The organism is Microbulbifer sp. ABF4_107 (assembly GCF_056312215.1).
Genome location: NZ_CM149983.1, coordinates 2,713,802 through 2,738,928, shown reverse-complemented (window position 1 = coordinate 2,738,928; position 25,127 = coordinate 2,713,802). Strand labels below are relative to the sequence as shown.

The 25,127-nt window shown below is 57.4% G+C and carries 23 protein-coding genes and 1 riboswitch; all 23 genes read left to right on the top strand.

Features of this window, described 5'->3' with window-relative positions:
* Window positions 1-20 precede the first annotated feature (20 nt).
* The 23 genes from ACYX4K_RS11235 (at window position 21) to ACYX4K_RS11125 (ending at window position 25,044) form a co-directional block, all read left to right on the top strand.
* Complete coding sequence (locus tag ACYX4K_RS11235; RefSeq protein WP_475092036.1) at window positions 21-557, top strand: ureidoglycolate lyase; 537 nt, start codon at window positions 21-23, stop codon at window positions 555-557.
* Between the two features lie 172 nt (window positions 558-729).
* Entirely contained in the window at window positions 730-2,505 is a 1,776-nt protein-coding gene (gene gcl, locus ACYX4K_RS11230; RefSeq protein ID WP_475092037.1) for a glyoxylate carboligase, read from the top strand.
* A gap of 129 nt (window positions 2,506-2,634) precedes the next feature.
* Window positions 2,635-3,414, top strand: a complete 780-nt coding sequence (gene hyi, locus ACYX4K_RS11225; protein WP_475092038.1) for a hydroxypyruvate isomerase — start codon at window positions 2,635-2,637, stop codon at window positions 3,412-3,414.
* 39 nt (window positions 3,415-3,453) lie between these two features.
* Window positions 3,454-4,341, top strand: a complete 888-nt coding sequence (locus ACYX4K_RS11220; protein ID WP_475092039.1) for a 2-hydroxy-3-oxopropionate reductase — start codon at window positions 3,454-3,456, stop codon at window positions 4,339-4,341.
* A gap of 630 nt (window positions 4,342-4,971) precedes the next feature.
* Complete coding sequence (locus ACYX4K_RS11215; protein WP_475092041.1) at window positions 4,972-6,285, top strand: glycerate kinase type-2 family protein; 1,314 nt, start codon at window positions 4,972-4,974, stop codon at window positions 6,283-6,285.
* 34 nt (window positions 6,286-6,319) lie between these two features.
* Complete coding sequence (gene pyk, locus ACYX4K_RS11210) at window positions 6,320-7,798, top strand: pyruvate kinase (protein WP_475092042.1); 1,479 nt, start codon at window positions 6,320-6,322, stop codon at window positions 7,796-7,798.
* A gap of 390 nt (window positions 7,799-8,188) precedes the next feature.
* The gene (locus tag ACYX4K_RS11205; protein WP_475092043.1) at window positions 8,189-8,914 is read left to right on the top strand and encodes a GntR family transcriptional regulator; all 726 of its coding nucleotides are present in this window, start codon (window positions 8,189-8,191) and stop codon (window positions 8,912-8,914) included.
* Window positions 8,915-8,936: 22 nt separating this feature from the next.
* A riboswitch (molybdenum cofactor riboswitch) is annotated at window positions 8,937-9,075 on the top strand.
* Complete coding sequence (gene moaA, locus ACYX4K_RS11200; protein ID WP_475092044.1) at window positions 9,060-10,043, top strand: GTP 3',8-cyclase MoaA; 984 nt, start codon at window positions 9,060-9,062, stop codon at window positions 10,041-10,043. It overlaps the preceding riboswitch by 16 nt.
* A 204-nt stretch (window positions 10,044-10,247) precedes the next feature.
* A complete protein-coding gene (gene moaB / locus ACYX4K_RS11195) occupies window positions 10,248-10,763 on the top strand; it encodes a molybdenum cofactor biosynthesis protein B (RefSeq protein ID WP_475092045.1) in 516 nt (171 codons plus the stop codon).
* 165 nt (window positions 10,764-10,928) lie between these two features.
* Entirely contained in the window at window positions 10,929-11,429 is a 501-nt protein-coding gene (moaC, locus tag ACYX4K_RS11190) for a cyclic pyranopterin monophosphate synthase MoaC (protein WP_475092046.1), read from the top strand.
* On the top strand, window positions 11,426-11,674 hold the full coding sequence (gene moaD, locus ACYX4K_RS11185; RefSeq protein ID WP_475092047.1) for a molybdopterin converting factor subunit 1: 249 nt from the start codon (window positions 11,426-11,428) through the stop codon (window positions 11,672-11,674). The genes moaC and moaD overlap by 4 nt, the downstream gene beginning before the upstream one ends.
* Window positions 11,675-11,676: 2 nt before the next feature.
* Window positions 11,677-12,156, top strand: coding sequence for a molybdenum cofactor biosynthesis protein MoaE (locus ACYX4K_RS11180; RefSeq protein ID WP_475092048.1), 480 nt, complete (start codon window positions 11,677-11,679; stop codon window positions 12,154-12,156).
* A gap of 415 nt (window positions 12,157-12,571) precedes the next feature.
* A complete protein-coding gene (locus ACYX4K_RS11175; protein WP_475092049.1) occupies window positions 12,572-13,081 on the top strand; it encodes a hypothetical protein in 510 nt (169 codons plus the stop codon).
* 2 nt (window positions 13,082-13,083) lie between these two features.
* Window positions 13,084-15,138 carry a tetratricopeptide repeat protein gene (locus ACYX4K_RS11170; RefSeq protein WP_475092050.1) on the top strand — a complete coding sequence of 685 codons (2,055 nt, stop codon included), beginning with the start codon at window positions 13,084-13,086 and terminating at the stop codon, window positions 15,136-15,138.
* The gene (locus tag ACYX4K_RS11165; RefSeq protein WP_475092051.1) at window positions 15,131-18,385 is read left to right on the top strand and encodes a tetratricopeptide repeat protein; all 3,255 of its coding nucleotides are present in this window, start codon (window positions 15,131-15,133) and stop codon (window positions 18,383-18,385) included. The genes ACYX4K_RS11170 and ACYX4K_RS11165 overlap by 8 nt, the downstream gene beginning before the upstream one ends.
* Window positions 18,385-18,981, top strand: coding sequence for a tetratricopeptide repeat protein (locus tag ACYX4K_RS11160; protein ID WP_475092052.1), 597 nt, complete (start codon window positions 18,385-18,387; stop codon window positions 18,979-18,981). The genes ACYX4K_RS11165 and ACYX4K_RS11160 overlap by 1 nt, the downstream gene beginning before the upstream one ends.
* Window positions 18,981-19,280, top strand: a complete 300-nt coding sequence (locus ACYX4K_RS11155) for a hypothetical protein (RefSeq protein ID WP_475092053.1) — start codon at window positions 18,981-18,983, stop codon at window positions 19,278-19,280. The genes ACYX4K_RS11160 and ACYX4K_RS11155 overlap by 1 nt, the downstream gene beginning before the upstream one ends.
* Before the next feature lie 114 nt (window positions 19,281-19,394).
* Complete coding sequence (locus tag ACYX4K_RS11150) at window positions 19,395-20,174, top strand: MotA/TolQ/ExbB proton channel family protein (protein ID WP_475092054.1); 780 nt, start codon at window positions 19,395-19,397, stop codon at window positions 20,172-20,174.
* Window positions 20,174-20,773 carry an ExbD/TolR family protein gene (locus ACYX4K_RS11145; protein ID WP_475092055.1) on the top strand — a complete coding sequence of 200 codons (600 nt, stop codon included), beginning with the start codon at window positions 20,174-20,176 and terminating at the stop codon, window positions 20,771-20,773. Before ACYX4K_RS11150 ends, ACYX4K_RS11145 begins: the two co-directional genes overlap by 1 nt.
* Window positions 20,770-21,345, top strand: a complete 576-nt coding sequence (locus ACYX4K_RS11140) for an ExbD/TolR family protein (protein ID WP_475092056.1) — start codon at window positions 20,770-20,772, stop codon at window positions 21,343-21,345. The genes ACYX4K_RS11145 and ACYX4K_RS11140 overlap by 4 nt, the downstream gene beginning before the upstream one ends.
* Before the next feature lie 9 nt (window positions 21,346-21,354).
* The gene (locus ACYX4K_RS11135) at window positions 21,355-22,734 is read left to right on the top strand and encodes a TonB family protein (protein WP_475092057.1); all 1,380 of its coding nucleotides are present in this window, start codon (window positions 21,355-21,357) and stop codon (window positions 22,732-22,734) included.
* A 328-nt stretch (window positions 22,735-23,062) separates the two neighbouring features.
* A complete protein-coding gene (locus ACYX4K_RS11130) occupies window positions 23,063-24,160 on the top strand; it encodes a hypothetical protein (RefSeq protein WP_475092058.1) in 1,098 nt (365 codons plus the stop codon).
* Window positions 24,160-25,044, top strand: a complete 885-nt coding sequence (locus ACYX4K_RS11125) for a hypothetical protein (RefSeq protein WP_475092060.1) — start codon at window positions 24,160-24,162, stop codon at window positions 25,042-25,044. The genes ACYX4K_RS11130 and ACYX4K_RS11125 overlap by 1 nt, the downstream gene beginning before the upstream one ends.
* Window positions 25,045-25,127 lie beyond the last annotated feature (83 nt).

Here is a 25,127-nt window from a genome sequence, read left to right as displayed (position 1 = left end):
AAAAGATGGAGAAAACCACCATGCTCGAAACTGTACTCGAACTTAGGGCACAACCACTGACCGCAGAAGCCTTCGCGCCCTATGGCGATGTGATCGACAGTCGCACCGCGGATTCGTTTTCGATCAACGGCGGACGCGCGCAGCGCTATCACGACCTGGTGCAGATCGAAACCCTGGGTGAAGAGGCCCGCCCACTGGTGAGCATTTTTATCAGTGAGCCCGTCGAGCTTCCCCTGGAGCTGACATATCTGGAGCGTCACCCGCTGGGTAGCCAGGCGTTTATTCCGATGCACGAAGAGCGTTTCGTCATCGTGGTCGCGCCCAAGGGGGAAGCCATCGATCCGAAGGAGGTGCGCGCGTTTATTACCGACGGCCGCCAGGGCGTGAATTACCGCGCGGGCTTGTGGCACGGCGTGCAGTCGGTAATCGAGCGCAAGGGCGAGTTTGTGGTGGTGGATCGTGGTGGTAAAGGGAAAAACTGCGATGAGTACCCGATGAATATTCGAGTGCATGTAGCGGATGTAGTGGTCGGAGAAGAAGCTTTAGTCACCGCCTGAATTTAGATCAGCGTCACCCCGGCGAAGGCCGGGGTCCAGTGACACGAAGTGCAGGGTCACATGTTAACGGGAATGACGAAGAAATACCGATAGTACAAGCACCCAATAACCGGTGCAGGAAGCAAGAATAACCAAGCAATTTCTGAAGCGATGACTTCAGTGGGAGAAAACTATGGCTCGCATGACAGCTGCCGAAGCCGCGGTTCACGTTTTGAGAAAAGAAGGCATCGACGTTGCCTTCGGCGTGCCCGGTGCCGCAATCAACCCTTTCTATTCTGCGCTGCGTAAAGTCGGCGGTATCGACCATACCCTGGCCCGCCATGTGGAAGGTGCCTCACATATGGCCGAGGGTTACACCCGCACCAAGGCCGGCAATATCGGAGTGTGCATCGGTACCTCCGGCCCCGCCGGCACCGACATGATTACCGGCCTTTACTCGGCCAGCGCAGACTCCATTCCGATTCTGTGCATCACCGGTCAGGCGCCGGTTTCCAAACTGCACAAGGAAGATTTCCAGGCGGTGGATATCAAGGCAATCGCTGGCCCGGTCACCAAGTGGGCGATCACCGTGATGGAAGCGGCCCAGGTGCCGCGCGCTTTCCAGCAGGCGTTTCACCTGATGCGCAGTGCGCGCCCGGGTCCAGTACTGATCGACCTGCCCATCGACGTGCAGATGACCGAAATCGAATTCGACCCGGATACTTACGAGCCGCTGCCCGTGTACAAGCCGGCCGCCACCCGCGCCCAGGTTGAAAAAGCACTGACCATGCTGAACGACGCCGACAAGCCGCTTCTGGTTGCCGGTGGTGGTGTGATCAATGCCGACGCCAGCGATCTGCTCACCGAGTTTGCAGAAATCACCGGCGTACCGGTAATCCCGACCCTGATGGGCTGGGGCACGATTCCCGATGATCATCCGCTGATGGCGGGCATGGTAGGCCTGCAGACTTCCCACCGTTACGGCAACGCCACCATGCTGGCTTCTGACTTTGTAATGGGAATCGGCAACCGCTGGGCCAACCGCCACACCGGTAATGTTTCCACCTACACCGAAGGCCGCAAGTTCGTGCACGTGGATATCGAGCCCACCCAGATTGGGCGTATTTTCGGGCCGGACTACGGAATTGTTTCCGATGCAAAAGCCGCGCTGGAATTGATGATTGAAGTGGCCAGCGAATGGAAAGCCGCCGGTCGCCTGAAAGACCGCAGTGCCTGGGTCAATGACTGTCAGGAGCGCAAACGCACCCTGCTGCGCAAAACCCACTTCGACAATGTGCCGGTAAAACCCCAGCGCGTGTACGAAGAAATGAACAAGGTTTTCGGCAAGAACGCCCGCTACGTTTCCACCATCGGTCTGTCACAGATCGCCGGCGCCCAGTTTCTGCACGTGTACAAGCCGCGCCACTGGATCAACTGTGGCCAGGCCGGCCCATTGGGTTGGACAGTACCCGCCGCGCTCGGTGTAGCCAAGGCCGATCCGGAAGCGGAAATTGTTGCGCTGTCTGGTGACTACGACTTCCAGTTTATGGTGGAAGAACTCGCCGCCGGTGCCCAGTTCAACCTGCCGTACATCCACGTACTGGTGAACAACTCCTATCTGGGATTGATCCGCCAGGCGCAGCGCAATTTCGATATGGATTACTGCGTGCAGCTGGCATTTGAAAACATCAACTGCCCGGAAATTGAAGGCTACGGTGTGGACCACGTGTCCGTAGTGGAAGGCCTCGGCTGTAAAGCGCTGCGGGTCACCCACCCGGACGATATCGCCCCGGCACTGGAAAAAGCCCGCGCGCTGATGAAACAGCATCGCGTGCCGGTTGTGGTTGAGGTAATCCTCGAGCGCGTAACCAATATTTCCATGGGTGTGGATCTCGACGGCGTAAACGAGTTTGAAGCGCTGGCGGAAGGCGAGGGCGACGCGCCCACTTCTATCGCCGCACTGACCTGATCACTTAACTCCCGTCACCCCGGCGAAGGCCGGGGTCCAGAAATCGAAGTACCTGGATTCCCGTACCGGATCGAGTCCGGCATGACGTTCCTATGCGGGAATGACGAAAAAAATAACAGGAGAAGCAAAATGCCAAAATTTACTGCCAACCTGAGCATGTTGTTTACCGAGGTGGATTTCCTCGACCGATTCAAAGCCGCCGCCGATGCGGGCTTCAAGGGCGTGGAATATCTATTCCCCTACGATTACAGCGTGCAGGAAATCAAACAGCGCCTGGACGACAACGGCCTGACCCAGGTACTGCACAACCTCCCCGCGGGCGACTGGGCCGCCGGTGAGCGCGGCATCGCCTGTCACCCGGATCGCGTGGACGAGTTCCGCGCAGGTGTGGCCAAAGCCATCGAGTACGCCACCGCACTGGGCTGCAAGCAGGTGAACTGCCTCGCCGGTATCGCCCCGGTCGGTGTAGGTAAGGAAGAAGCCCGCCAGACCCTGATTCAGAACCTGCGCTTTGCTGCAGACAACCTGCAGGCTGCCGGCATCCAGCTGCTGGCCGAGCCCATTAACACCCGCGATATTCCCGGGTTCTTCCTGAACGGTACCGAGCAGGCACTGGAAATTTTCGACGAGGTGGGCAGCAACAACCTGAAGCTGCAGTACGACATCTACCACATGCAGATTATGGAAGGCGATATCGCCCCGACCATCGAAAAGCATCTGGAGCAGATCGCCCACGTACAGCTCGCGGACAACCCGGGCCGTCACGAGCCGGGTACCGGAGAAATCAACTACCCCTTCCTGTTTCAGCACCTGGACAAGCTCGGCTATGAAGGTTGGATCGGCTGCGAATACAAGCCGAAAACCACCACCAGCGAAGGCCTCGGCTGGTTGGATACGGCACACGGTTAAGCCGTAAACCAATAAATGTAAAAAATTCTGGAGAGAGAAATGAGCAAGATCGGATTTATCGGCCTCGGCATCATGGGCCGCCCAATGGCAGGTCACCTGCTGGACGCAGGCCACCAACTGTTCACCAATGACCGCGGCCGCGCCCTGGACGCAACCCTCGCCGAAAAAGGCATGCAGGTTGTCGCCAGCCCCAAAGCCGTGGCAGAAAACTGCGAAATCATCATCACCATGGTCCCGGACACTCCGGACGTGGAATCCGTACTGTTCGGCCAGGAAGGTGTAGTCGAAGGCCTGCAGCCCGGTGCTCTGGTCATCGACATGAGCTCCATCGCCCCGGTCCCCACCCAGGAATTTGCCAAGCGCATTGCCGCTGCCGGCGGTGAATACGTGGATGCCCCCGTATCCGGCGGCGAAGGCGGAGCCATCAACGCTGCCCTGACCATCATGGTCGGCGCCACCGAAGAAGGCTTCGTCCGCGCCCATCCGATCCTCGAAGTCATGGGTAAAACCATCACCCACATCGGCCCCCAGGGCTCCGGCCAGACCTGCAAAGTCGCCAACCAGATCATCGTCGCCCTCACCATCGAAGCCGTCTCCGAAGGCCTCCTGTTCGCCTCCAAAGCCGGCGCCGACGTCGCCAAAGTGCGCGAATCCCTGCTCGGCGGCCTCGCCTCTTCGAAAATTCTCGAAGTCCACGGCGAACGCATGATCAAACGCACCTTCGACCCAGGCTTCCGCATCCGCCTGCACCAGAAAGACCTCAACCTGGCCCTCGAAAGCGCCCGCGCCTTCAACCTCAGCCTCCCGGGCACCGCCAACGCTCAGCAGCTGTTCCAGGCCTGCGCCGCCAACGGCGGCGCCGACTGGGACCACGCCGGCATCGTGCGCGCCCTGGAAAAGCTCGCGGACCACGAAATCGGCAGCTGAGCTGTATTTTTAGTCAGAGTCGCATGAAATAAGTCTGGCGGCGCCCACTGGCGGTAACCCTTCCCGGGACACGCCGTGAACCCATCCCTGGGGGCTCTTCTAAAACGTCCCTGTTTTAGAAGGTCCCGGGAAGGGTTACCGCCAGCGGGCTGCAATTTGAACAGTATTACTTCGTTGCGGCCTAAAGAACCCAGTGTTTCCGCTGGCGATGAAGAATCGCCGTCGCCAGTGGCTTTTTCCGGAACTGTTTTTGCATTATCTCTTTTAATGCGGAAAACAGGCTGGATAAGGGAGACGTGTCCACGGACTCCCCCAGCAAGGCTCTTCTCCGTGAGTCAAGCTGTCGGACACGTTTCCCTTATCCGGCTTGGATACTTCCGTGTAGTAATCTGAAACTACAATGGAAGTTGCCAATCAGCTTACGTAGTTAAGATGTAAGAATTGAAGGTCGAGTACCGGGTAAAAGGTTTCAGGAGCGTCGCAAACAGGATGTTTGCGCCGCAGCGCCCAGGGATGGGTTCACAGCGGTCCTGAAACCTTTTACCCGGTGCTCGACCGCCACAGGACCCAAAAAGAACGGAAGGGCCCTGATCGAGCGCATGGGAAATAACAATTACGAGGTCACTGTCGATGAACAAACTGCCCGAACTTCCGACCCTCAACCGCCCCGCGGATTACACCGCCTGGCTGCGGGACCTGTCTGAAATCGCCATCGCCTCCGTACACCCCGACACCTTATTGCCCTCGCGGCTCCCCGAACCACCCATCGGCCGCACCATCGTCATCGGCGCCGGCAAAGCCGCCGCCGCCATGGCCTCCGCCCTCGAAAAAGCCTGGGCCAAAAAATACATGCGCTCCGAAATCGAAGGCCTCGTCGTCACACGATACGAGCACGGCGCCAACTGCAAAAAAATCGAAGTCCTCGAAGCCTCCCACCCCATGCCCGACAACATGGGAGAAGTCGCCGCCAAACGCATGCTCGCCGCCGTCAAAGACCTCGGCAAAAACGACCTCGTCATCGCTCTCATCTCCGGCGGCGGCTCCGCACTCATGACACTGCCAGCGCCGGGACTGAAACTCGAACAGAAACAGGCCATCAACAAAGCCCTGTTGCGCAGCGGCGCCCCCATTCGCGAAATCAACACCGTGCGCCGGCACCTGTCCGCCATCAAAGGCGGCCGCCTCGCCGCCGCCGCACACCCCGCGCGGGTCGTCACCTACCTGATCTCCGATGTCCCCGGAGACGACCCAACCCTCATCGCCTCCGGCCCCACACTGCCAGACAGCTCCACACCGGCCGACGCCCTCGAGATCCTGCAGCGCTACAACATCGAAATCGAAGATGACGTGCGCGCGCATCTGCAAAGCGACAAAAAGGCCCCCAGGCTCGGAGACAAAGAATTCAACCGCGACACTGCCCGCGTACTCGCCAAAGCCAGCGATGCTCTCAATGCCGCCAGCGATGCCGCCATCGCCGCCGGTGTCGACGTCCGCGTACTCGGTGACAACCTGGAAGGGGAGGCGCGCGAACTTGGCCGCGAACACGCCCTGATGGCCCTCGCCGTGCAGAAAGGAATCAGCCATCCATTACTGATTCTTTCAGGTGGAGAAACCAGCGTCACTGTCACCGGTAATGGCCGCGGCGGGCGCAATGTGGAATATTTGCTGGGACTATTCACCGCCCTTGGCGGCGCCAATGGCATTTTCGGCCTCGCCATCGACACCGACGGCATCGATGGCTCGGAAGACAACGCCGGTGCATTCTGCGCGCCTGACGACTGGGCGAAGATGCAGGCGCAGGGATTGAGCCCACGGGAGTACCTGGCCAACAACGACGCCTATAGTTTCTTTGCCGAGCTGGAAAATTTGATTGTCACCGGCCCCACGCGCACCAACGTCAATGATTTCCGCGCAATCCTGATTTTGCCGCCGGCGAAGAGCTGATAAAACGAGAAAAGTTGAGAGATTAGAGGTCCCGATGAGCCAGAAACCCGCCAACCAACGCACGGCCAACCCCACCCGCCGTACCAAAATTGTCGCCACACTCGGCCCCGCCAGCGACAAAGACGGCGTGCTGGAAAAAATGCTCAAGGCCGGCGTGGACGTGGTGCGGCTGAATTTCTCCCACGGCACGCCCGACGATCACCGCCGCCGCCTGCAGCAGGTGCGAGAAATTGCCGATCGCCTCGGCAAAACCGTCGCCGCTCTCGGTGACCTGCAGGGCCCCAAAATCCGTATCGCCCGCTTCAAAGATAACGCCGTCAACCTGCAGGAAGGCCAGCCCTTCGTGCTGGATATGTCCCTCGACACCAACGAGGGTGACGAGAAGCGGGTCGGTTGCGACTACAAGGATTTGATCCGGGATGTATCCGCCGGCGACGTGCTGTTGCTGGACGACGGCCGCGTGGTGCTGGAAGTCAACAGCGTCAGTGACGGGGAAGTGCACACCACCGTCGTTGTGGGCGGCAAGCTGTCCAACAACAAGGGCATCAACAAACAGGGCGGTGGACTGTCCGCAGCGGCATTGACCGACAAAGACAAGGCCGACCTGAAAACCGCCATCGATATCGGTGTGGATTATCTCGCCGTCTCCTTCCCCCGCAGCGCCGAGGATATGAAAGAAGCGCGCGCACTGCTGGGCGAGGCGGGCAAGCATATCGGCCTTGTGGCCAAGGTAGAGCGCGCCGAAGCGGTGGCGGACGAGGAAACCCTCGACGATATTATCCGCGCCTCGGAAGCGGTGATGGTGGCCCGCGGTGATCTGGGTGTGGAGATCGGCGATGCCGCGCTGATCGGTGTGCAGAAGCGCATGATCCTGCGCGCCCGCCAACTGAACCGCGCGGTGATCACCGCCACCCAGATGCTGGAAACCATGATTACCGCGCCACTGCCCACCCGCGCTGAAGTGTTCGACGTGGCCAACGCGGTACTCGATGGCACAGATGCGGTCATGCTGTCGGCGGAAACCGCCGCCGGGGATTTCCCGGTGGAAGCGGTGGAGGCCATGACCCGATTGTGCCTCGGCGCCGAGCGCGAGCGCTCTGCCCAGGAGTCCGGCCACCGCATGCACCAGGATTTCAGCCGCATCGACGAGACCATCTCGCTGTCTGCCATGTACGCCGCCAACCATCTGGCCGGTGTTACCGCCATCGCCTGCATGACCCAGACCGGTTACACCCCGCTGATCGCCTCGCGCATCCGCTCCGGCCTGCCCATCGTCGGCCTGGCCCACGATCCCATCGCCCAGCGGCGCATGGCGCTGTATCGCGGGGTGATCTCGGTACTGTTTGAACCCGGTGAAGGGGAGGGGGACAGGGAACTGAATGAGCGCGCACTGGCGACACTGAAGGAAAGAGGTATCGTCAAAGTTGGCGAGCAGGTGATTCTGATCCGCGGTGACCTGATGCAGTCCCACGGCGGGACCAATACCCTTAAGATCCTCGAAGTCGCGGATTGATTACATTCGCTGCGGCGGATCGTATACACTGGCTGGCAACACTAGGGGGACTCTGGTTAAGTCCGCAATGCCTCAGCGTGACCTGAAGGTAGCAGCTGTTAGGCGCAGCTCGCAGTGAATGGCCCGGTCCTTTACAAGAGCTGCAACGCAGCAGATGCTGCCTTCAGGTCTCGCCCTTCGGGGCTTTCAGAGCGATCCACACTCTGCGTTGTGACTTCTTGAAAGGTCCATACATTCCTGCGAAGTCACGCCTTGATTGTGAACCGCTCTGAAAGCCTGAGGCATCGCGGACTTAACCAGAGGCCCCCTTGAATAAATTGGCTGCCAAATTGCATGACTTCTGATGACGGAGTCCAGTGCGAGGGAGCCTCCAGCAGGAAGTAGTGCAAGATGAGCAAATCCTGGCAACAGGAGGTGCTGGCGGAGATCAAGGCCGGTGGCCGGGTGACCGATCAGCAGATTGTGGACAAGATTCGCAAGGCCGTGCTGACCCAGCGCCTGCCGCCGAATACCCGATTGCCGGAACTCACCCTGGGTGAGATCTTTGGCGTCAGCCGCTCGGTTATCCGCAAGGCTCTGACCCGCCTGGATGCAGACCACGTGATTACCCAGGCGCCCAACCAGGTCGCCCGGGTCCGTGCACCGTCTATCGAGGAAACCCGGGAAACCTTTGCTGCCCGCCGGCTGGTGGAAGGCGAAGTCTGCGCACTGCTGGCGGGTAACATGAAACCCGCCCAGCTCAAGACACTGGAAAAGCTGGTCCAGGCAGAAATCGAAGCCCATCAGGCGGGCGATGAACCGGCGCGGATCGAGCACTCACTGGCAATCCACCACATGCTGGCGGACCTGTCGAGTAACCGGGTACTGGGCAACTTCCTCACGGATCTGGTGCTGCGCACCTCCATCGTGATTGCGCTGTACAAGCGGGACGGACTCGCCTCCTGCTACCTGAAAGGCGACCACACCCGGCTGCTGGAAAACCTGCAGTCCGGCGACGGAGAGGGAGCCCGCGACGCCATCGTCGCGCACCTGAATCGTCTGGAAAATTTGATGGACCTCAGCACAAGGGATTCCAGTATTGATCTGATGGCAATTCTTGGACAGAGAGCAAGTTGATTTAACCAAATTAGAGTCGACTGATTTTTAACAACACCGAAGCCTCTGGCGCTAAGTCACAGATAAGCGCCATTGGCCGCGGGCAGTAATACCGCCCGCCAGGGTCGTAAGGGAAACCGAGCGGCCTCCCGCATTTGGAAAGGTGATGAAACAGAACAAAATCCTGGAGGACGGCCACGGCCGTCGCTTCTACTATCTGCGCCTGTCGGTGACAGATGTCTGCAACTTCCGTTGCGACTACTGCCTGCCCGACGGCTACCAGGCCACCCCAAAAGCCCCGGACCTCAGTATCGCCGAGGCCAGCACCGTCATGCGCGCCTTTGCCACGCTAGGCACCAGAAAAGTGCGCCTAAGCGGCGGCGAGCCGTCCCTGCGCAAAGACCTGCCCGAACTCATCCAGGCAGCCAGCACCACCCTCGGCATCCAGCGCGTCGCCGTTACCAGCAACGGCTACAAACTCCCCAGCGTTATAGACAGCTGGCACCACAGCGGCCTTGACCAGCTCAACATCAGCATCGACAGCCTCGACGATACCGAATTCGCCCGTATCACCGGCCACGACTGTCTGCCCAAAATCCGCACCGGCATCGATCGTGCACTGGAATTGGGCATTCAAACCAAGGTCAACGCCGTCCTGCTCTCCGATGGTGCCCAGACCCGCCTGCAGCAATTCCTCGACTGGCTAAAAAGCACCCCGGTCACCCTGCGCTTTATCGAACTCATGCAGACCGGCGACAACCGCGACTACTTCGCCAGTAACCACCTGCGCGGCAGCGACATCGAACAGCAGCTGATCGAAACCGGCTGGCAACTCCTCCCCAGAGCCATAGACGCCGGCCCCGCCCGCGAATACGTCCACCCCGACTACACAGGCCGCATCGGCCTGATCACTCCCTACAGCAAAGACTTCTGCAACAGCTGCAATCGCCTGCGCGTCTCCGCCCAGGGCAAACTGCACCTGTGCCTGTTCAGCGACGCTGGCCTCGACCTGCGTGAAACCATCCGCGCTGGCGATGCCAGTGCGCTTGCCGAAAAGGTGAGGGCGCTGATCGGCAATAAAGAAGTGAGCCACTATCTACAGCAGGGAAATACCGGCGGAACCCAGAACCTTTCCATTATTGGTGGATAGGAAAAGCGCAGCCAGCTAACGAAGTCAAAAAATTCAAAGCGAAGGCCGGGCGCCGGGTGTGGGTTTTCAGGAGCGTCGCAAACAGGATGTTTGCGCCGCAGCGCCCAGGGATGGGTTTACAGCGGTCCTGAAAACTCACACCCGGTGACCGGCCGCCACATACGAACAACAGAGCACCAGACAAAGGCTACGGAGCACAAATCAATGAGCCACGCCCCAAAAGACCCAGATCAAAAACTCAACATCGCCATCCTCACCGTTTCCGACACAAGAACCGAAGAAAACGACACCTCCGGTAAATATCTCGTAGAAGCACTGAAAGAAGACGGCCACAACCTCGCCGACAAGGCCATCGTCATCGATGACAAATATCTCCTGCGCGCCAAAGTCAGCGAATGGATCGCCGATCCGGAAATCCAGGTCATCATCTCCACCGGCGGCACCGGCTTCGCAGGTCGTGACTCCACCCCCGAAGCCCTCGCCCCCCTGCTCGACAAACACATCGACGGCTTCGGCGAAATGTTCCGCTCCATCAGCTATGAGGAAATTGGCTCCTCCACTATCCAGTCCCGCGCACTCGCCGGCATCGCCAACCGCACATTGGTCGCCTGTCTCCCGGGCTCCACCGGCGCCTGCAAAACCGGCTGGACCAAGTTGCTGAGAGAACAACTGACCGCAACCCATATGCCCTGTAACTTCGTCGGCTACCTCACAAAGTAACCACTGAAAAACTACTGCGCGAGCGCCTGACGGCGTCCGGCGGTGCTGGTGCGCCAGCCCGGTCAGAATGCTCATGTACTGCGTGTACACTCCGCTTCTTCCGCTCCGGCGGCCACCGTCAGCCACTCGCTCGCTACGTTTTTCAGCGGTTACTAAAGTTAGAGAATGAAAATGACCCTCACACACCTGAACCAGAAAGGCGAAGCCAGCATGGTCGATGTCACCGACAAAGACATCACCGACCGCTCCGCCCGCGCCGAATCCGCCGTCGCCATGTCTGCGGAAGCCTTCGAACAGCTGAAAGCCGGCAACAACAAAAAAGGCGATGTGCTCGCCACCGCGCGCATTGCCGGCATCCAGGCCGCCAAGAAAACCGCCGACTTGATACCTCTTTGTCACCCGCTGGCGCTGACCAAAGTGCAGGTAGATTTTGAGCTGGATGAAGCCAACCAAAGCGTCAACATTCGAGCCTACTGCCGCCTCGCCGGCCGCACCGGCGTAGAAATGGAAGCGCTCACCGCAGCAAGTGTGGCCGCGCTCACCATCTACGACATGTGCAAAGCCGTAGACCCCGCCATGGTCATTGGCCCCACCAGGCTTCAGGAAAAAGTCGGCGGCAAGCGCGGCCACTGGACGCCTGAACAGAGCGCAGGGGAAAAATCGTGATCAGGGTATTGTTCTTCGCCAGCCTGCGCGAGCAGCTGGAACGCGATGCAATGGAAATCGACCCGGCAGGTCTTACTGACGTGGCTCAGCTGCGCAGCAAGCTGGCCGAGCAGGGCGCAATCTGGCAGAGCGCCCTCGGCAGCGACCAGTTGCAGGTTGCTCTCAATCAGCAGCTGTCGACCATGGATGCTGCCATCAAAGACGGCGATGAAGTCGCCTTCTTCCCACCGGTCACCGGAGGCTGAAGATGCCGCTGGAAATCTCCATCTCCGTGCAGGCAAAAGGTTTCGACCCGGGTGCCGAGTACAATCTGCTGCGCAGTGAAAATTACTCCGACGGCGCCACTGCCATGTTTGTCGGCAACGTCAGGGACTTCACGCCCGATGAATCCGGTGAGCACAAATCCGTCGCCGTACTGGAGCTGGAGCACTACCCCGGCATGGCGGAGTCAGCACTTACCGACATCGCCCGCCAGGCTGCCAAACGCTGGCCATTAGGGCGGGTGCGAATCATCCACCGCTACGGCCCATTAAATGCCGGTGAAGAAATTGTGTTTGTGGGCACTACCTCCGCCCACCGTCAGGCCTCACTGGATGCCTGTGCGTTTATTATGGATTTCCTGAAAAGCCGTGCTCCTTTCTGGAAAAAGGAATTCGCGGGCGGAACAGAAAAAGGCTGCTGGGTAGATGCCAGGTCCAGTGATGAAGACGCACTAAAAAAGTGGTGATGCCTGAATAAGCGCATAGTGAGCACTTGCTATCGGTATATCCACCGAGATAGCTGTCTGGGCGTTTTTTGTTCTGCTTAAAGTTTGACCTGGTTCCGCTGATTCCGTGAAAAGTGTGACAGCACTCACGCAAGGCCCATCAAAGATACCCGTGAAACCTGTCACATAATCGAGCTTTTTTCTCTTGTCCTTTGAATTTTAAGAAAAAATTCTTCTCTAACTCTCTGCGCGAGTTTTGAAGCGCCTCACATATCCCCCCCCGCCGGTTGCAATACAATCGCCTCGCTAAGTACTCGTATTCGACGTTAGTCGGACAAAATCGGTCGAGAGATTGCGACCAATAAAAATGAGCCCGGATATCAGGGCAGGGCTTCCTGGGTAGCGTTCCCAGAGTTAGTTTCGAGGTATAAGGGATATGTGCAGAATTCTGTTGGCAACCGTTTTGCTCATGCTGGCGGTGATGACCAATGCTCAGGAAGTCAGTCGCGAAGAAATTCGCGGGCTCGACGAGCAGATTCAGGATGTAAAGAAGGATGTGATCAGTCTTACCTCCGAACTCAATCGTCTGGAAGAGAAGCTACTGTTCCCCTCCAATACCCAGGTGGCTCTGTTTGTCTCGCTGCCTAACAGTACCGAATTCAGCCTTGAGTCCGTCGAGGTGAAGCTCGATAACCAGATCGTCGCTCACCACCTGTATACCTACCGCGAAATTGAAGCCCTGCAGCTCGGTGGTGTGCAGCGTATCCATACTGCCAACGTGCAGACCGGTACCCACCCCCTGGAAGTCACCTATTTCGGAAAGTCCAAGTCCGGCAAAGAATACCGCGCAACCGCCAGCTACAGCGTGGAAAAAGCAGTGGGTCCCAAGTTTGTTGAGATCCAGATCGCCGGCAACCAGTCCGCTATCAACTTCAAGGACTGGTAAGCATGAACTCCCGTCTGGCCCGCGCGGTTGCCGGCGCAGCGCTGACTGTGCTGTGCGCCGCGTCTGTGCAGGCCAAAGCGCCCGAAGACCCCACGGCACTGCATACCGATAACCTTCGCGATCTGTTCTTTGGCGAAGCATTATTCAATGCGCACCAGGATAATTATTTCGACGCGATCACCGGATTGGACACCGAGCTTCAGCAGTTTCGCTTGCTCGACGATCCGGAGCTCGACCCTTTTTTCATGCATTTTGGGCAGGCGGAGTTTGCCGTAGGGGATCTCGAGCTCTCCTATCGCATGCACCGGGAAGCCGGCCGTGCCATGGAGCAGGTGCTGCAGGGCGATGTGCCCCAGTCAATCAAGAATGAGGCGGCCTACCGCCTGGCGAAAATCCACTATCACAAGCAGCAGTTTGCCAATGCTCTGCATGCGCTTGAGTTGATCGAGGGGCGCGTGCCGGAGCGTGTGCGTGCAGATGAGCAGTTCCTGCGCGCCCGCGTGTACATGCAACTGGGCCGCTTTGAAGAAGCGGTGGTGCTGCTAAAAGATCTCAAGGGCGAAAAATCTCTGGCGGGGTTCGTCGAGTACAACCTCGGGATCGCTCTGCTGAAGTCCGGAGAGACCGAGCGGGGTGTGCTGGAGTTGGACGGGCTCGGCCGCGGTGCGGGCAGCGGCGATGCCATGCGCGCATTGCAGGACAAGACCAACCTGCTGCTCGGTTTCCAGTTGATGGAAGCGGAAGAATACCAGCGTGCCCGTACCTACTTTGACCGTGTGCAGCTGAGTGGGCCCTTCTCCAATCAGGCGCTATTGGGGGCGGGCTGGGTGGAGGCCAATGCCGGCCGTTACGACCGTGCACTGGTGCCCTGGCAGTTGCTGAAGCAGCGAAAATCCACCGATGCCGCCGTTCAGGAGGCCATGCTCGCGGTGCCCTATGCCTACGGCAAGCTGGAAGTACACAGCACCGCGGCGGTGAACTACGGTCAGGCACTGGACCTGTTTGGTAACCAGGTGGATGTGCTCAGTCAGTCCATCAACAGCATCCGCGAAGGTAAGCTGCTGGAAGCACTGCGCCGAAAAGAAGCCAGTCAGGTGAAAAACTGGGTGGTAGAGTTGCGCAAACTGCCGGATGCGCCGGAAACCCATTACCTGCTCGACCTGATGGCCTCTAACGACTATCAGGAATTCCTGCGCAATTACCAGGACCTGAACGACCTGCTCGAGCGCAACAAAGACTGGCTGCAAAGCCTCGATGCTTTCGAAGAGATTATCGCACTGCGCCGAAGCTACTACGAACCGATTCTTCCTGGATTGGACGTGCAGTTCCGTCAGGTGGATGCGCGTATCAAAATGCGGCTGGAGCAGCGTCAGCATCTCGCCATGCGGATCGAAAACCTGCTGGTGAACCGTCGTCCGGAACTTCTGGCCAAAAGCGGCGAAACAGAATCTCGTCTGATTCTGCAGCAGATTCGCGACATTCTCGAATACAGCCCCAGCCTGAAGAGTGAAGAGACTGAGGATCGCGTTGCGCGCCTTGAGGGTGTGCTGAAGTTTCGCCTGTCCCGCGAGTTTGATGATCGTCTCACCAAGGCTTACAAAAACCTGCAGGAACTGGATGAGGTCATCGCCACCCTGCAGGACAGCTACCAGCGTTATGTGCGTACCCGCCAGGCTGCGACCCATAGCTATGAGGGCTATACCGATCAGATCGTCAGCCTGCGCGCTGGCCTGAATCGGGCTCAGGAGCGAATCGATCAGCTGATGTTGCGTCAGGGGCGCATGCTCGAGCAGCTGGCCATCAGTGAGCTGGACGAGCGTCGCGCACAGCTGGAGAGCTACCAGATTAAAGCGCGTTTTGCGCTGGCCGATAGTTACGACCGGGCCAATGAATTGCAGGAGCGCCGTTCAGATGCGCGCAAGGTTGAGAAGTATCAGCGGCAGGTGGAGCAGATGAAGCAGGCTGCACCGAGTGCACAACCCGAGCCACTGCCCACGGAAAACCCTCCCGAGCTGGAAGCGCCGGCAGCGGATGCGGAGGCCTCGGGTAATGAATAAGACTCGCTTCGCCATAGTATTTAATAACCTTGGCCTGGCCACCGCGGCGTCTGCGGCCCTGTTGCTCAGCGCCTGTGCCAGTCACAGTGGCAAGACGATCGGCAGCCTGCAGCGTGTGGATATCGAGATTCAGGAAACCCATATCGATGGCAGCCTGGAAAAAGCCCTCGCCAGTTACCAGAAATACCTGCAGGAAACCCCGGAAACCGCGCTGACGCCGGAAGCGATTCGCCGTATTGCGGATCTGAAAATCAAGCAGGCGCACCGCGCGGAAGAGGGCATTCTGCCGAACAGCACCGAGACTCGCATCTTGTCGGCCGAGGAAATTGCGTCGGCCAATTTAACTGCGAGTAAAAAGACCAGCGCAGCGATGGGCGCGCTGGATGCGCCGCAGGTAGCGGGTGTCCGGTCTGCGACTCAGGCGTCCGATGTTGCCCTCGGTAGTGTTGCTGGTAGTAGCGGTGAAAGCCAGAACGACTTCGAAGCCCGTGCCAGTGGTGCGGTGGATCTCAGTGGAGTCGCGAGTGACACGGAAGCAGCCGTGCCTGGTGACGACGCGGATGCGCTGCTCGCCGCCAATGCCCGAGAGGCCATTGCGCTCTACAAAAAACTGCTGGTGCAGTATCCGCAGTATGAGCGCAACGATCAGGTCATGTACCAGCTGTCCCGTGCCTACGAGGAGACCGGCGAGGTGGACGAGGCAGTCGGCGTTCTGCGCCAGCTCGTCGCAAAATATCCGGCTTCCCGTCACCTGGACGAAGCCTACTTCCGCCTTGGTGAATACTATTTCACTCGTAAGAAATTCCTTGATGCGGAAGAATCCTACGGTCGTGTGATTACCATGGGGGAAGTCTCCAGTTTCTATGAGCTGGCCCTGTACAAACGCGGCTGGGCGCTGTTCAAGCAGGATATGTACGAAATGGCGCTGGACGATTTCGTCCGCATGCTGGACTACAAGGTTGAGCAGGGCTACGACTTTGAGCAGCAGACCAACGAGACGGAACGCAAGCACGTTGAGGATACCTTCCGCGTTGTCAGCTTGAGTTTCTCCTATCTCGGTGGCGCCGACTCTATTGTGGATTACTTCACCAACAAAGGTCCGCGAGGCTACGAGTCCTACGTTTACAGCCACCTGGGTGAATACTACCTCGACAAACGACGCTACCAGGATGCTGCCAAGTCATACGACACGTTTGTGGAGCGCAACCCGCTGCACAAAGTGGCTCCGGACTTTTCCATTCGCGTAATTGAAATCTATCAGAAGGGTGGTTTCCCCCGGCTGGTGCTGGAGGCCAAGAAAGCCTTCGCCAACACCTATGCGCTGGATGCCGAATACTGGACCGTGTTTGAAATTGCCGAATACGCCACCGTGGTGGAGTTTCTGCAAACGAACCTGATTGATCTGGCGAGTCACTACCATGCGGCTTACCAGAATGTTAAGCCGAAAGACAAAGAGTTCGCCAAAAAGCGCGGTGAAAACTATGTGGAAGCGATCCACTGGTACCGTCGCTACCTCTCGTCGTTCGCCGACAAGCCCAAGGCGCCGGAAATCAACTACCAGCTCGCTGGCCTGATGCTGGAGAACAAGGACTTCCTCAATGCTGCACGGGAGTATGAGCGTACCGCCTACCATTACCCAAATCACGACGTAAACGAAAATGCCAGTGAGGCGGGCTATGCCGCTGTGTTCGCCTACCGTGAACACCTGGCAAACGATCTGGGCAGGGGTAGCAGCGCGGATAAAGTCGCTGTGCAGAAGGAAATTATTCGCTCGTCGCTGGCCTTTGCAGAGACTTTCCCGCAGCACGCCAAGGCACCGCAGATTTTGCTGGGCGCGGTGGACGATCTGTACAAGCTGAAGAGCTTCCCGGAAGCCATTCAGAACGGCCGCCTGTTGCTGGAGAAATTCCCCGCGGCGGACCAGCAGATTCAGCGTTCTGCCTGGCTCCTGGTTGCCCACGCTTCGTTTGATACGGAACTCTATGTGGACGCAGAGGCGGGTTACCGCGCAGCGCTGAACCTGACCGCAGGCGATGCCAAGGATCGCCCGGCCCTGGTGGATAATCTGGCCGGTGCCATTTATCAGCAGGGTGATCAGGCCCGCAAGGCCGAAGATCACCTGGCGGCCGCCGAGCACTTCCTGCGCATTCGCAATGCCGCCCCGGGCGCGACCATTCTCGCAACCGCCGAGTATGACGCGGCGGCCTCACTGATTCAGCTCGAAAACTGGGCCCGTGCCGCCGACGTGCTGAAAGCATTCCGCAGTAATCACCCGGAGCACGAACTGCAGAAGGAAGTCACCAAGAAACTGGCGGTGGTTTACCAGGAGAGCGGTCAATTGCTGTTGGCGGCCGCGGAGTTTGAGCGGATCGAACGGGAATCTGACGATGAAGATGTACGTCGCGAGGCTCTGACCCAGGCGGCAGACCTGTACAGCGCAGCCAAGAGCTATGACAAGGCGCTGGCGGCACTCAATCGCTACGTCAAGCTTTTCCCGCGCCCCATGGAGCCGGCACTGGAAACTCGCCAGAAAATTGCCGACATCTATCTCAATGCCGGCAACCAGAAAGCCTACTTCAATACGCTTGATGACATAGTCCGTATTGAACTGCGTGGTGGTGATGAACGTAATGATCGCACGCGCTATCTGGGTGGTAACGCTGCACTGAAGCTGGCGGAGCCCAAGTTTACGTCCTTTGCAGAGGTTGCCCTGGTGGCGCCACTTGAGCGCAATCTGAACACCAAGCGCACCCGCATGAAAGCGGCCACCGCCGCCTTCAGCGATCTGATCGACTATCAGGTGGCAGATGTGACCGCAGCGGCCACCTACTATCTGGGCGAAATCTACCTGCATTTCAGCCGAGCCCTGAAGGACTCAGAGCGCCCGACCAATCTCAGTGCGCTGGAGCTGGAAGAATATGAGCTGGCTCTGGAAGAACAGATTTACCCGTTCGAAGAGCGCGCTATTTCCGTCCACGAAAAAAATATCGACCTGATGGCTGCGGGTATCTACAACAATTGGGTAGCGAAAAGTATCGGTCAGCTTGCCGGGCTGGTACCTGCACGCTACGAGCGCCCGGAAGACGCTGGCAATATCGTAATGACCATTGTTCCGGTGCCTGAGGTTGCGGAAGAGCCTGCTGAAAATGTGGGCGAGGAATCGGGGGATCCTTCGGAGCCGGTGGAGCAGGATAATCCTGAGTCTACCGTAATCGCCGAAAATACCGCTGAAGAGGGGCAGGGCTGATGAATGCAGTCATCAAAATACGCCGGGTCGGTCAGGCGGTGCTGTGTATTGGAATGCTGATGCTCGGTGCCTGTGCCAGTGGTCCGCAAACTTCCAGCCGCCCGGTAGACCCGATGAATGTCAAAGTGTCCGGGGCAGTGAACCGCGATTTCACCCAGGCGGTGGAATATCTGCAGGGTGAGCGCTACGGGGAAGCCATCGAGCTACTGCAGTCAGTGGTCGAGCGTGAGCAGCGTCTCTCCGCGCCCTATGTAAACCTTGGGATTGCCTATTTCAAGACCGGTGACGAAAAGCACGCGGAGGAATCCTTTCTGGAGGCCCTGCGCGCAGCGCCACTGGACCCGATTGCGAGCAGCGAGCTCGGTGTGCTTTATCGCCACCAGGGCCGTTTTGATGAAGCCAAGACAACCTACAGTAATGCCTTGCAGGCGCACCCGGAAAGCCTGCCGTTGATGAAGAATCTCGGCATTCTCTGCGACCTCTATCTCCAGGATGTGAATTGTGCACTCGCACAATTCGAGCAGTACCTGAAATATCAACCCGAGGATGCCAAAGTCGCTATCTGGATAACCGATCTCAAGCGGAGAGCCAACTGATGGATTCCATGCAGAAATCACTATTGGCCATTTGTCTGCTGCTCGGCTCCCTGGGTGTGCAAGCGCAGGAAGAGGGTGAGAAAAAGGTCGATACCGAGGTGAAGGAGCTCTCCGGTATCTCCATTATCGGTAATGAGGAAGCGCCCAAGTCCCTGTACATCGTCCCCTGGAAAAGCTCCGAAGTAGGCGTGGAAAGCGGGCTCAACTCCAGCCTTCTGAACCCTCGCCTGCAGCCACTGGACAAAGAAGTTTTCTCGCGGGAGCTTGAGTTTTACGAGCTCAGTCTTCCGGAAGAATAGTTACTCCTTAAACAAAACTTTTTTACTTTTAATTCAACAGAGACCGTTAGCGGTCGAAACCAGGCAAAGCGGAAGTGTCCGCGGACCCGAGAAAGAAAACCAAGAGGATAAGTGATGGATTTCTTTAATAGCGTAATCGCGTTTTTTCAGACTGGTGGTGCATTCATGTATCCCATTCTGGTGGTATTCGCGCTCGGCGCCGCGGTAGCCATTGAGCGCTATATTCGCCTCATTTACGAGCGTCACACCAACCGTGCCGCCTGGGAGAAGCTTCAGCCAGTGCTCAAAACCGGTGACTTTGATCGCGCCCGTAACCTGGTCAAAGACGATAACACCGGTGTGGGTCGCCTGCTGGCCATGGGCCTCGAGCGTCAGGGCGCAGTCCGCCGCCGTGAAGATATCGAGATCGCCATGGAAGAGAGCATCATGGAGACCATTCCGCAGCTGGAAAAGCGCACGCCTTATGTTGCGCTTGGCTCCAACATCGCCACCCTGTTGGGTCTGCTCGGTACCATTATGGGTCTGATCGAAGCCTTTACCGCGGTGGCCAATGCCAACCCGGCGGAGAAAGCCGACCTGCTGTCCGCCAGTATCTCCGTTGCGATGAACACCACCGCCTTCGGTCTGATGGTCGGTATTGCACTGCTGATCGTGCACGCACTGCTGAACTCGCTCACCGGCCAAATCGTCGACAGTCTGGAAATGGTGTCGGTCAAGGCACTCAACATCATGTCCTCCGGCACGCGCCGCCGTAGTGATGCGGCCAAAGATGCTCCCGCAGACAAGCCGGTCAATCGCGATATCGAGCAGACCAAGCAGGCGCAACAGGCAGAGGAATCCGAGGCCGAAGCTGAAGTGGCATCCGATAACAGCGCCAAACCGGAATCTGCGTAATGAGAAGCAGGCGTCACAGTAGAGCCAAAGAAGCGCCGGAACTGGACATCACCGCCTTCCTGAACTTGATGGTGGTGCTGGTACCTTTCCTGCTGGTTTCTGCGGTGTTTTCACGGGTAACCATTCTCGAATTGAATATGCCGACCGGTGCCGGCGGCGCCTCGGAAGACCCCGGCGTGACCCTCGAAGTCGTGGTGCGCAAGCAGGTTTTGGAAATCAGCGATGGTGAAAAAGTCATCGCGCGATTCCCGAACCTGAACCAGCCAGAAGGCGGGGCAGAAGCGGTCGCCGTGGAGGGAGAGCTGCAAATCCCGGTGGACGAAAATGGCTTGCCGATCATTCTGCCTACGGAAGAAGTTTACGATCTTGCCCAGTTGCGGGAGTACCTGCTGCGGATCAAGGAAACCTACCCGGATAAAACCGATTCCACACTGCTGATGGAGCCGGATGTGGCCTATGAGCACCTTGTGGGAGTGATGGATACGGTACGCAGTGCCGAGGTTATGCCCGTACCGGAAGATGGCAGCGCGCCAGACCCCGAGGCATCGCCTGAAAAGATGGAACTCTTCCCCGATATTTCCCTGGGAGATGCGCCGTGAAACGTGAAAGTAGACGCATGAAGCGCATGGGGCGAAGCCACAAGCGCAAAACACCAGGAATGAACCTGACCTCGCTGATGGACGTGTTTACCATCCTGGTGTTCTTCCTGCTGACCAACAGTTCCAGCAATGAAGCCATTGAGGCACCCAAGGTAATCACCCTGCCGGACTCGGTAGTGGAGTCAAAACCGCGGGAGACGGTTACCCTGATGGTGACCCACGACGAGGTTTTGATTGAAGCCAAACCGGTGATGACCACAGACCAGCTGTTCCAGAGTGAAGAGCTGGTGATTGAGGCCATTCAGCAGGCGATGATTGCCGAAGTCGGTAAGGCCATGACCATGGCGGACAGCGAGCTGGAGGAGGCGAAAGCCGCACTGGCCGAGCGCGCCGCTGCCGGAGAAGACGTTACAGCCGAAGCGGCGGAACTGCTGGCGGAACCCCCGGAGGTGAATATCCTTGCGGACCGCACTGTGCCGTTCAATATCCTGAAAAAAGTAATGTCCAGCTGTACCAACGCCGGATACACGCGAATTTCCCTGGCGGTCATTCAAAAAGCATCTCAGAGTTAGTGAGCGTTTGTGAATAATTTTCATCAACAAAAACAGGCACTGACCGCAAAGCAGGAAGCGGTTCGTCAGCAGCTGGAGGCGCTTCAGGCGGAGTGCGACCAGGTTGATGGCAAACTGGACACGCTGCATCGGGATGAAGCCAAGCACCAGTTGCTGGATGAGATTTCAGATCGTCTTGGCAAACTGGAGGAGGCTGGTGCCGGTGATCTGTTCTGGGCAGAGCACTACAAGCAGGACGCTTCCAAGGCGCTGATCCATCGCCTGCAGAAAACCGTCAGTATCTATCACGCCAACATGAACCTGCTGCATGAGCGCAAGCAAAAGCTGCAGGATCAGATTGAGGACTGCCGTGACGACCTGTTTGACCTGGATGCCGAGTTCCGCGAAATTCGCCAGGCCGAAGAGGACGTCCATTACGAGTATGAAGTCACCAGGGAGCTGGAGCAGTCCGCCTTCCGCGATGGCACCATGCCCTGGAATACCAGTGGCGAGGACGAGCGTCGCTTCCGTATCAGCCTGCTCGCGTGTTTGCTGTTGGCCTGCTTCCTCGGTTTCGGCGTACATATCTGGCAGCTGCCGGAGCCCGATGAAAACGAGGTGGTGGAAGTACCTGAGCGTCTGGCCAAACTGGTACTGGAAAAGAAAAAGCCCAAGCCCAAGCCGCCCGAGCAGGTGGTGAAAAAGCCGGAAGAGAAAAAGAAAGAGCCTGAGAAGCCCAAGCAGGAGGTGGCGAAGGAAGAGCCCAAGCCGTCGAATGTGGAGAAAAAGCAGGTGCGCAAGAAAGTCGAGCGCGCAGGCCTGCTGGCCTTCAAGGATAACTTCCAGGATCTTATCGAGGACGATCTGGACAACCGGCTCGGTAAGCAGACGCAACTCAGCACTGCCGGCAAGCAGGAAAGCCGCAGTCAGCGTTCACTTATCACCTCGGCGGCAAAAGCAGGCTCCGATGGTATTAATACCTCAGCCCTCAGCCGTGATGCCGGTGGTGTGGGAACGGCGCTGGACGGTGTCAGCTTCTCGCGGGTATCCAGTGGAATTGGTACCGAAGGTGACTTTGCCGGCGAAGAGCGCCCGCTCAGCGAAGGTGTAGGGCCGTCTCGTACCGACGAAGAGATCCAGATTGTCTTCGACCGTTACAAGTCGGCGCTTTACCGGATCTACAACCGCGAGCTGCGTAACAACCCCGCGTTGCAGGGTAAGATGGTGCTGAAAATCACTATCGAACCGGACGGTACCGTGTCGCTTGCCTCTGTTGAGAACAGTGATATGGACTCGCCCACCCTGGATAGCAAAATTGTTGCGCGGGTGAAACGCTTCAACTTCGGACCCAAGGAGGGTGTGCCTACCATCACCATCCTGTACCCGATCGACTTCCTGCCGGCGGCGTAGTCGTCGGCGTACCGAAATGCTCCTTTCCGGAACTGTGGAGAGGAGCTTTTGGTGCGTAGAGAAGCGCTTAAATGGTACGTTTGTTTTATAGGAATGCAGGCTGAACCCACGTAGTATTTCGTGATTGCACCAATGACTGGTGCGTAGGAAAACACGGAATCACAGGGACTCAGTCGGATGTTCAATTACCACCCCGTCAGTGCGGATAAGCTGATCGCCGGAGGCGATTTCGGTAAACGCATCACCATCACACCTCAAGCCGAGCCCATTTGGAACTCGCTGGTCTCACTTGCCAATAAAGGCAATTACTGGGCTCAGATGAGTGTCAATGGCGTCAAGCAATTGGCCGCTGGCCGCTGGCCGCCTCAGCCAGAAAAGCATCTTCGTCAAACCTGGCTGTATCCATCGTGGTGGTACCGAAGAGTTTGTCATTATTCTTCCGGGGTGCCGGGTCACGGCGGAGAAGCTCGAGAATGACAGCTATAAACTGCTGCATTTTCAAGCGGATTTGAGTTATGGGGAGTTGATAAAGGATGGGCAGGCGCCGGGGTTATATGACGCGAAGTTCAATGAGGGGCGCTGGATAACGAGACACCGCGATAACGGTGAGGTTGACAAGCGTCCTCAGCGCGTTGTTGCTGTTTGCGATACCGGATACTCACTCCCAGAGGAGGCGGTGCGATCTACCGCGGGTGCGCTCTCAGGCAGTGGTCGGGTGGCTAATGTTTCAGGGGGTGCTCGGTCGATCAAGTTTGGTGGTCCCGGTGGTGGCTTCGATCTCCATTTCACCCCCGGAAACAAGCCCATTGGTGGCGTTATAAGATATAACCGCGCTATAAATCCGCTGGATAATGAACGTCTACACGAGTCAGCTCTGCTACTCGCACGTAGTATGTATATGGCGAGGGACGTTCAAGATGTACGTTGGATTTCTGAGTTTGGTGGCTCCGGTGTTCTGACTCAGGCATTTAAAATTCTCGCGGATAGGAAGGTGAGGCTCAATGGGCACACTGCCTTTATGTATCGACCGAGTACGTCTCCAAACGAAGCCTTAAAGGCGATGCACCAAGTTCAAGGGCTGGAATTGGATCGCGACATTAAGGATTCCAACGCACTAGACTATATTGGAAATCGCGACAATCTCCGATTAGCTAAAGAGCGCCGGTTAATAGAAAAAGGCAGTTATACCTTGCTTCATCGAGCAACTGATACAGTGTGCGCAGGTGTTACTGTACACAAGGCTGCAGGCTTTGTGGCTGGTGCCGCTGGATTGGCGGGCCTTGCAGTAAGCGCTCCCGCTGCCGGCACCTTCTTAGCGGCCTTGGGTGCAGCTGTTGGCGTTGCTGGTACGGCGGGCAAGCTTGGTCAACAAGCATTAAAGGCCTGGGCGCCTCGGAAGTACAATGAAATAGCGAGTAAATTCTGATGCTGGATATTATTAAATATTCGTCGCTAGAGTTGAGAGAGTATGAAGGACAATGTGTGGCTCAAGGCCCCTCGTTTGATCGAGCAAAAATTGAGCGTGTCCACCTTCCTCATTGCACGCTTGAATTTCGTGCGCCACGCCATGCCCCGGCCAGACGATTTCCGGTAGAGGAGTATCGGGTCCAGAAAAGCTATAGTCTTGGTCACCTAACCTCTATAGGAGATTCGCTAGTTCCCAGTGACAGTTGGCGAAAAGTAAGCGTTTGCTGGCGGCGTTGGGGCTTTTATGGACCTTGGTTTACCGGTTACATGGGTGATGTAGGATTTTCGGTAAGAGTTATTGGTACTGCATCTGATAGCTCGAAATTGAATTTTCTGTATCCGCCGGCATTGGAGACAGCCGTATTGGGCTATCTGACAGCTCGTTACGGGCATGCAGTCTATGGCCAGCAAAAGAGCTCACCTTACTATAAGGCACCTGTTGACTGGCAACCCATGCGCAGCTTGGAAGTGCCAGCAGTACTGTTGGATGTAGTTGAGAATCTTAAAAGCTTGACACATAGCCGTTTATTGTTCTTCCCGGTTTCGCGAGATAGATTAGCCGTATTAGAGTTTGACTACAGCCGTAGTTGTGTAGGTAAAAAGGAGGTTGTAGATGCAAAAATTAGCCCCCAGCCAATGCTCGACCTAATAAACAACATCATAGCCAGCATTCGTCTGGAGCCTTCTCCGGAGTTCCAGGCTGAGATTGATCAGGCAAAATCCTCATGCAAGGGCGAGTATTCCGTATCCCCCGAATGCAAGCCCTTTAATTGGCCGACTGACGTCGACAAAGACGGACTGACCATGCTGGAATACCGGGAAGGCCGCTACAAAACGGATTGATCAAATTTAGTGCAATTTTAGTTGTGTGAGGCAGCCGCGCAATGCGCCTATCTCCCAATCGATCTATTCATAACCAGCGCACT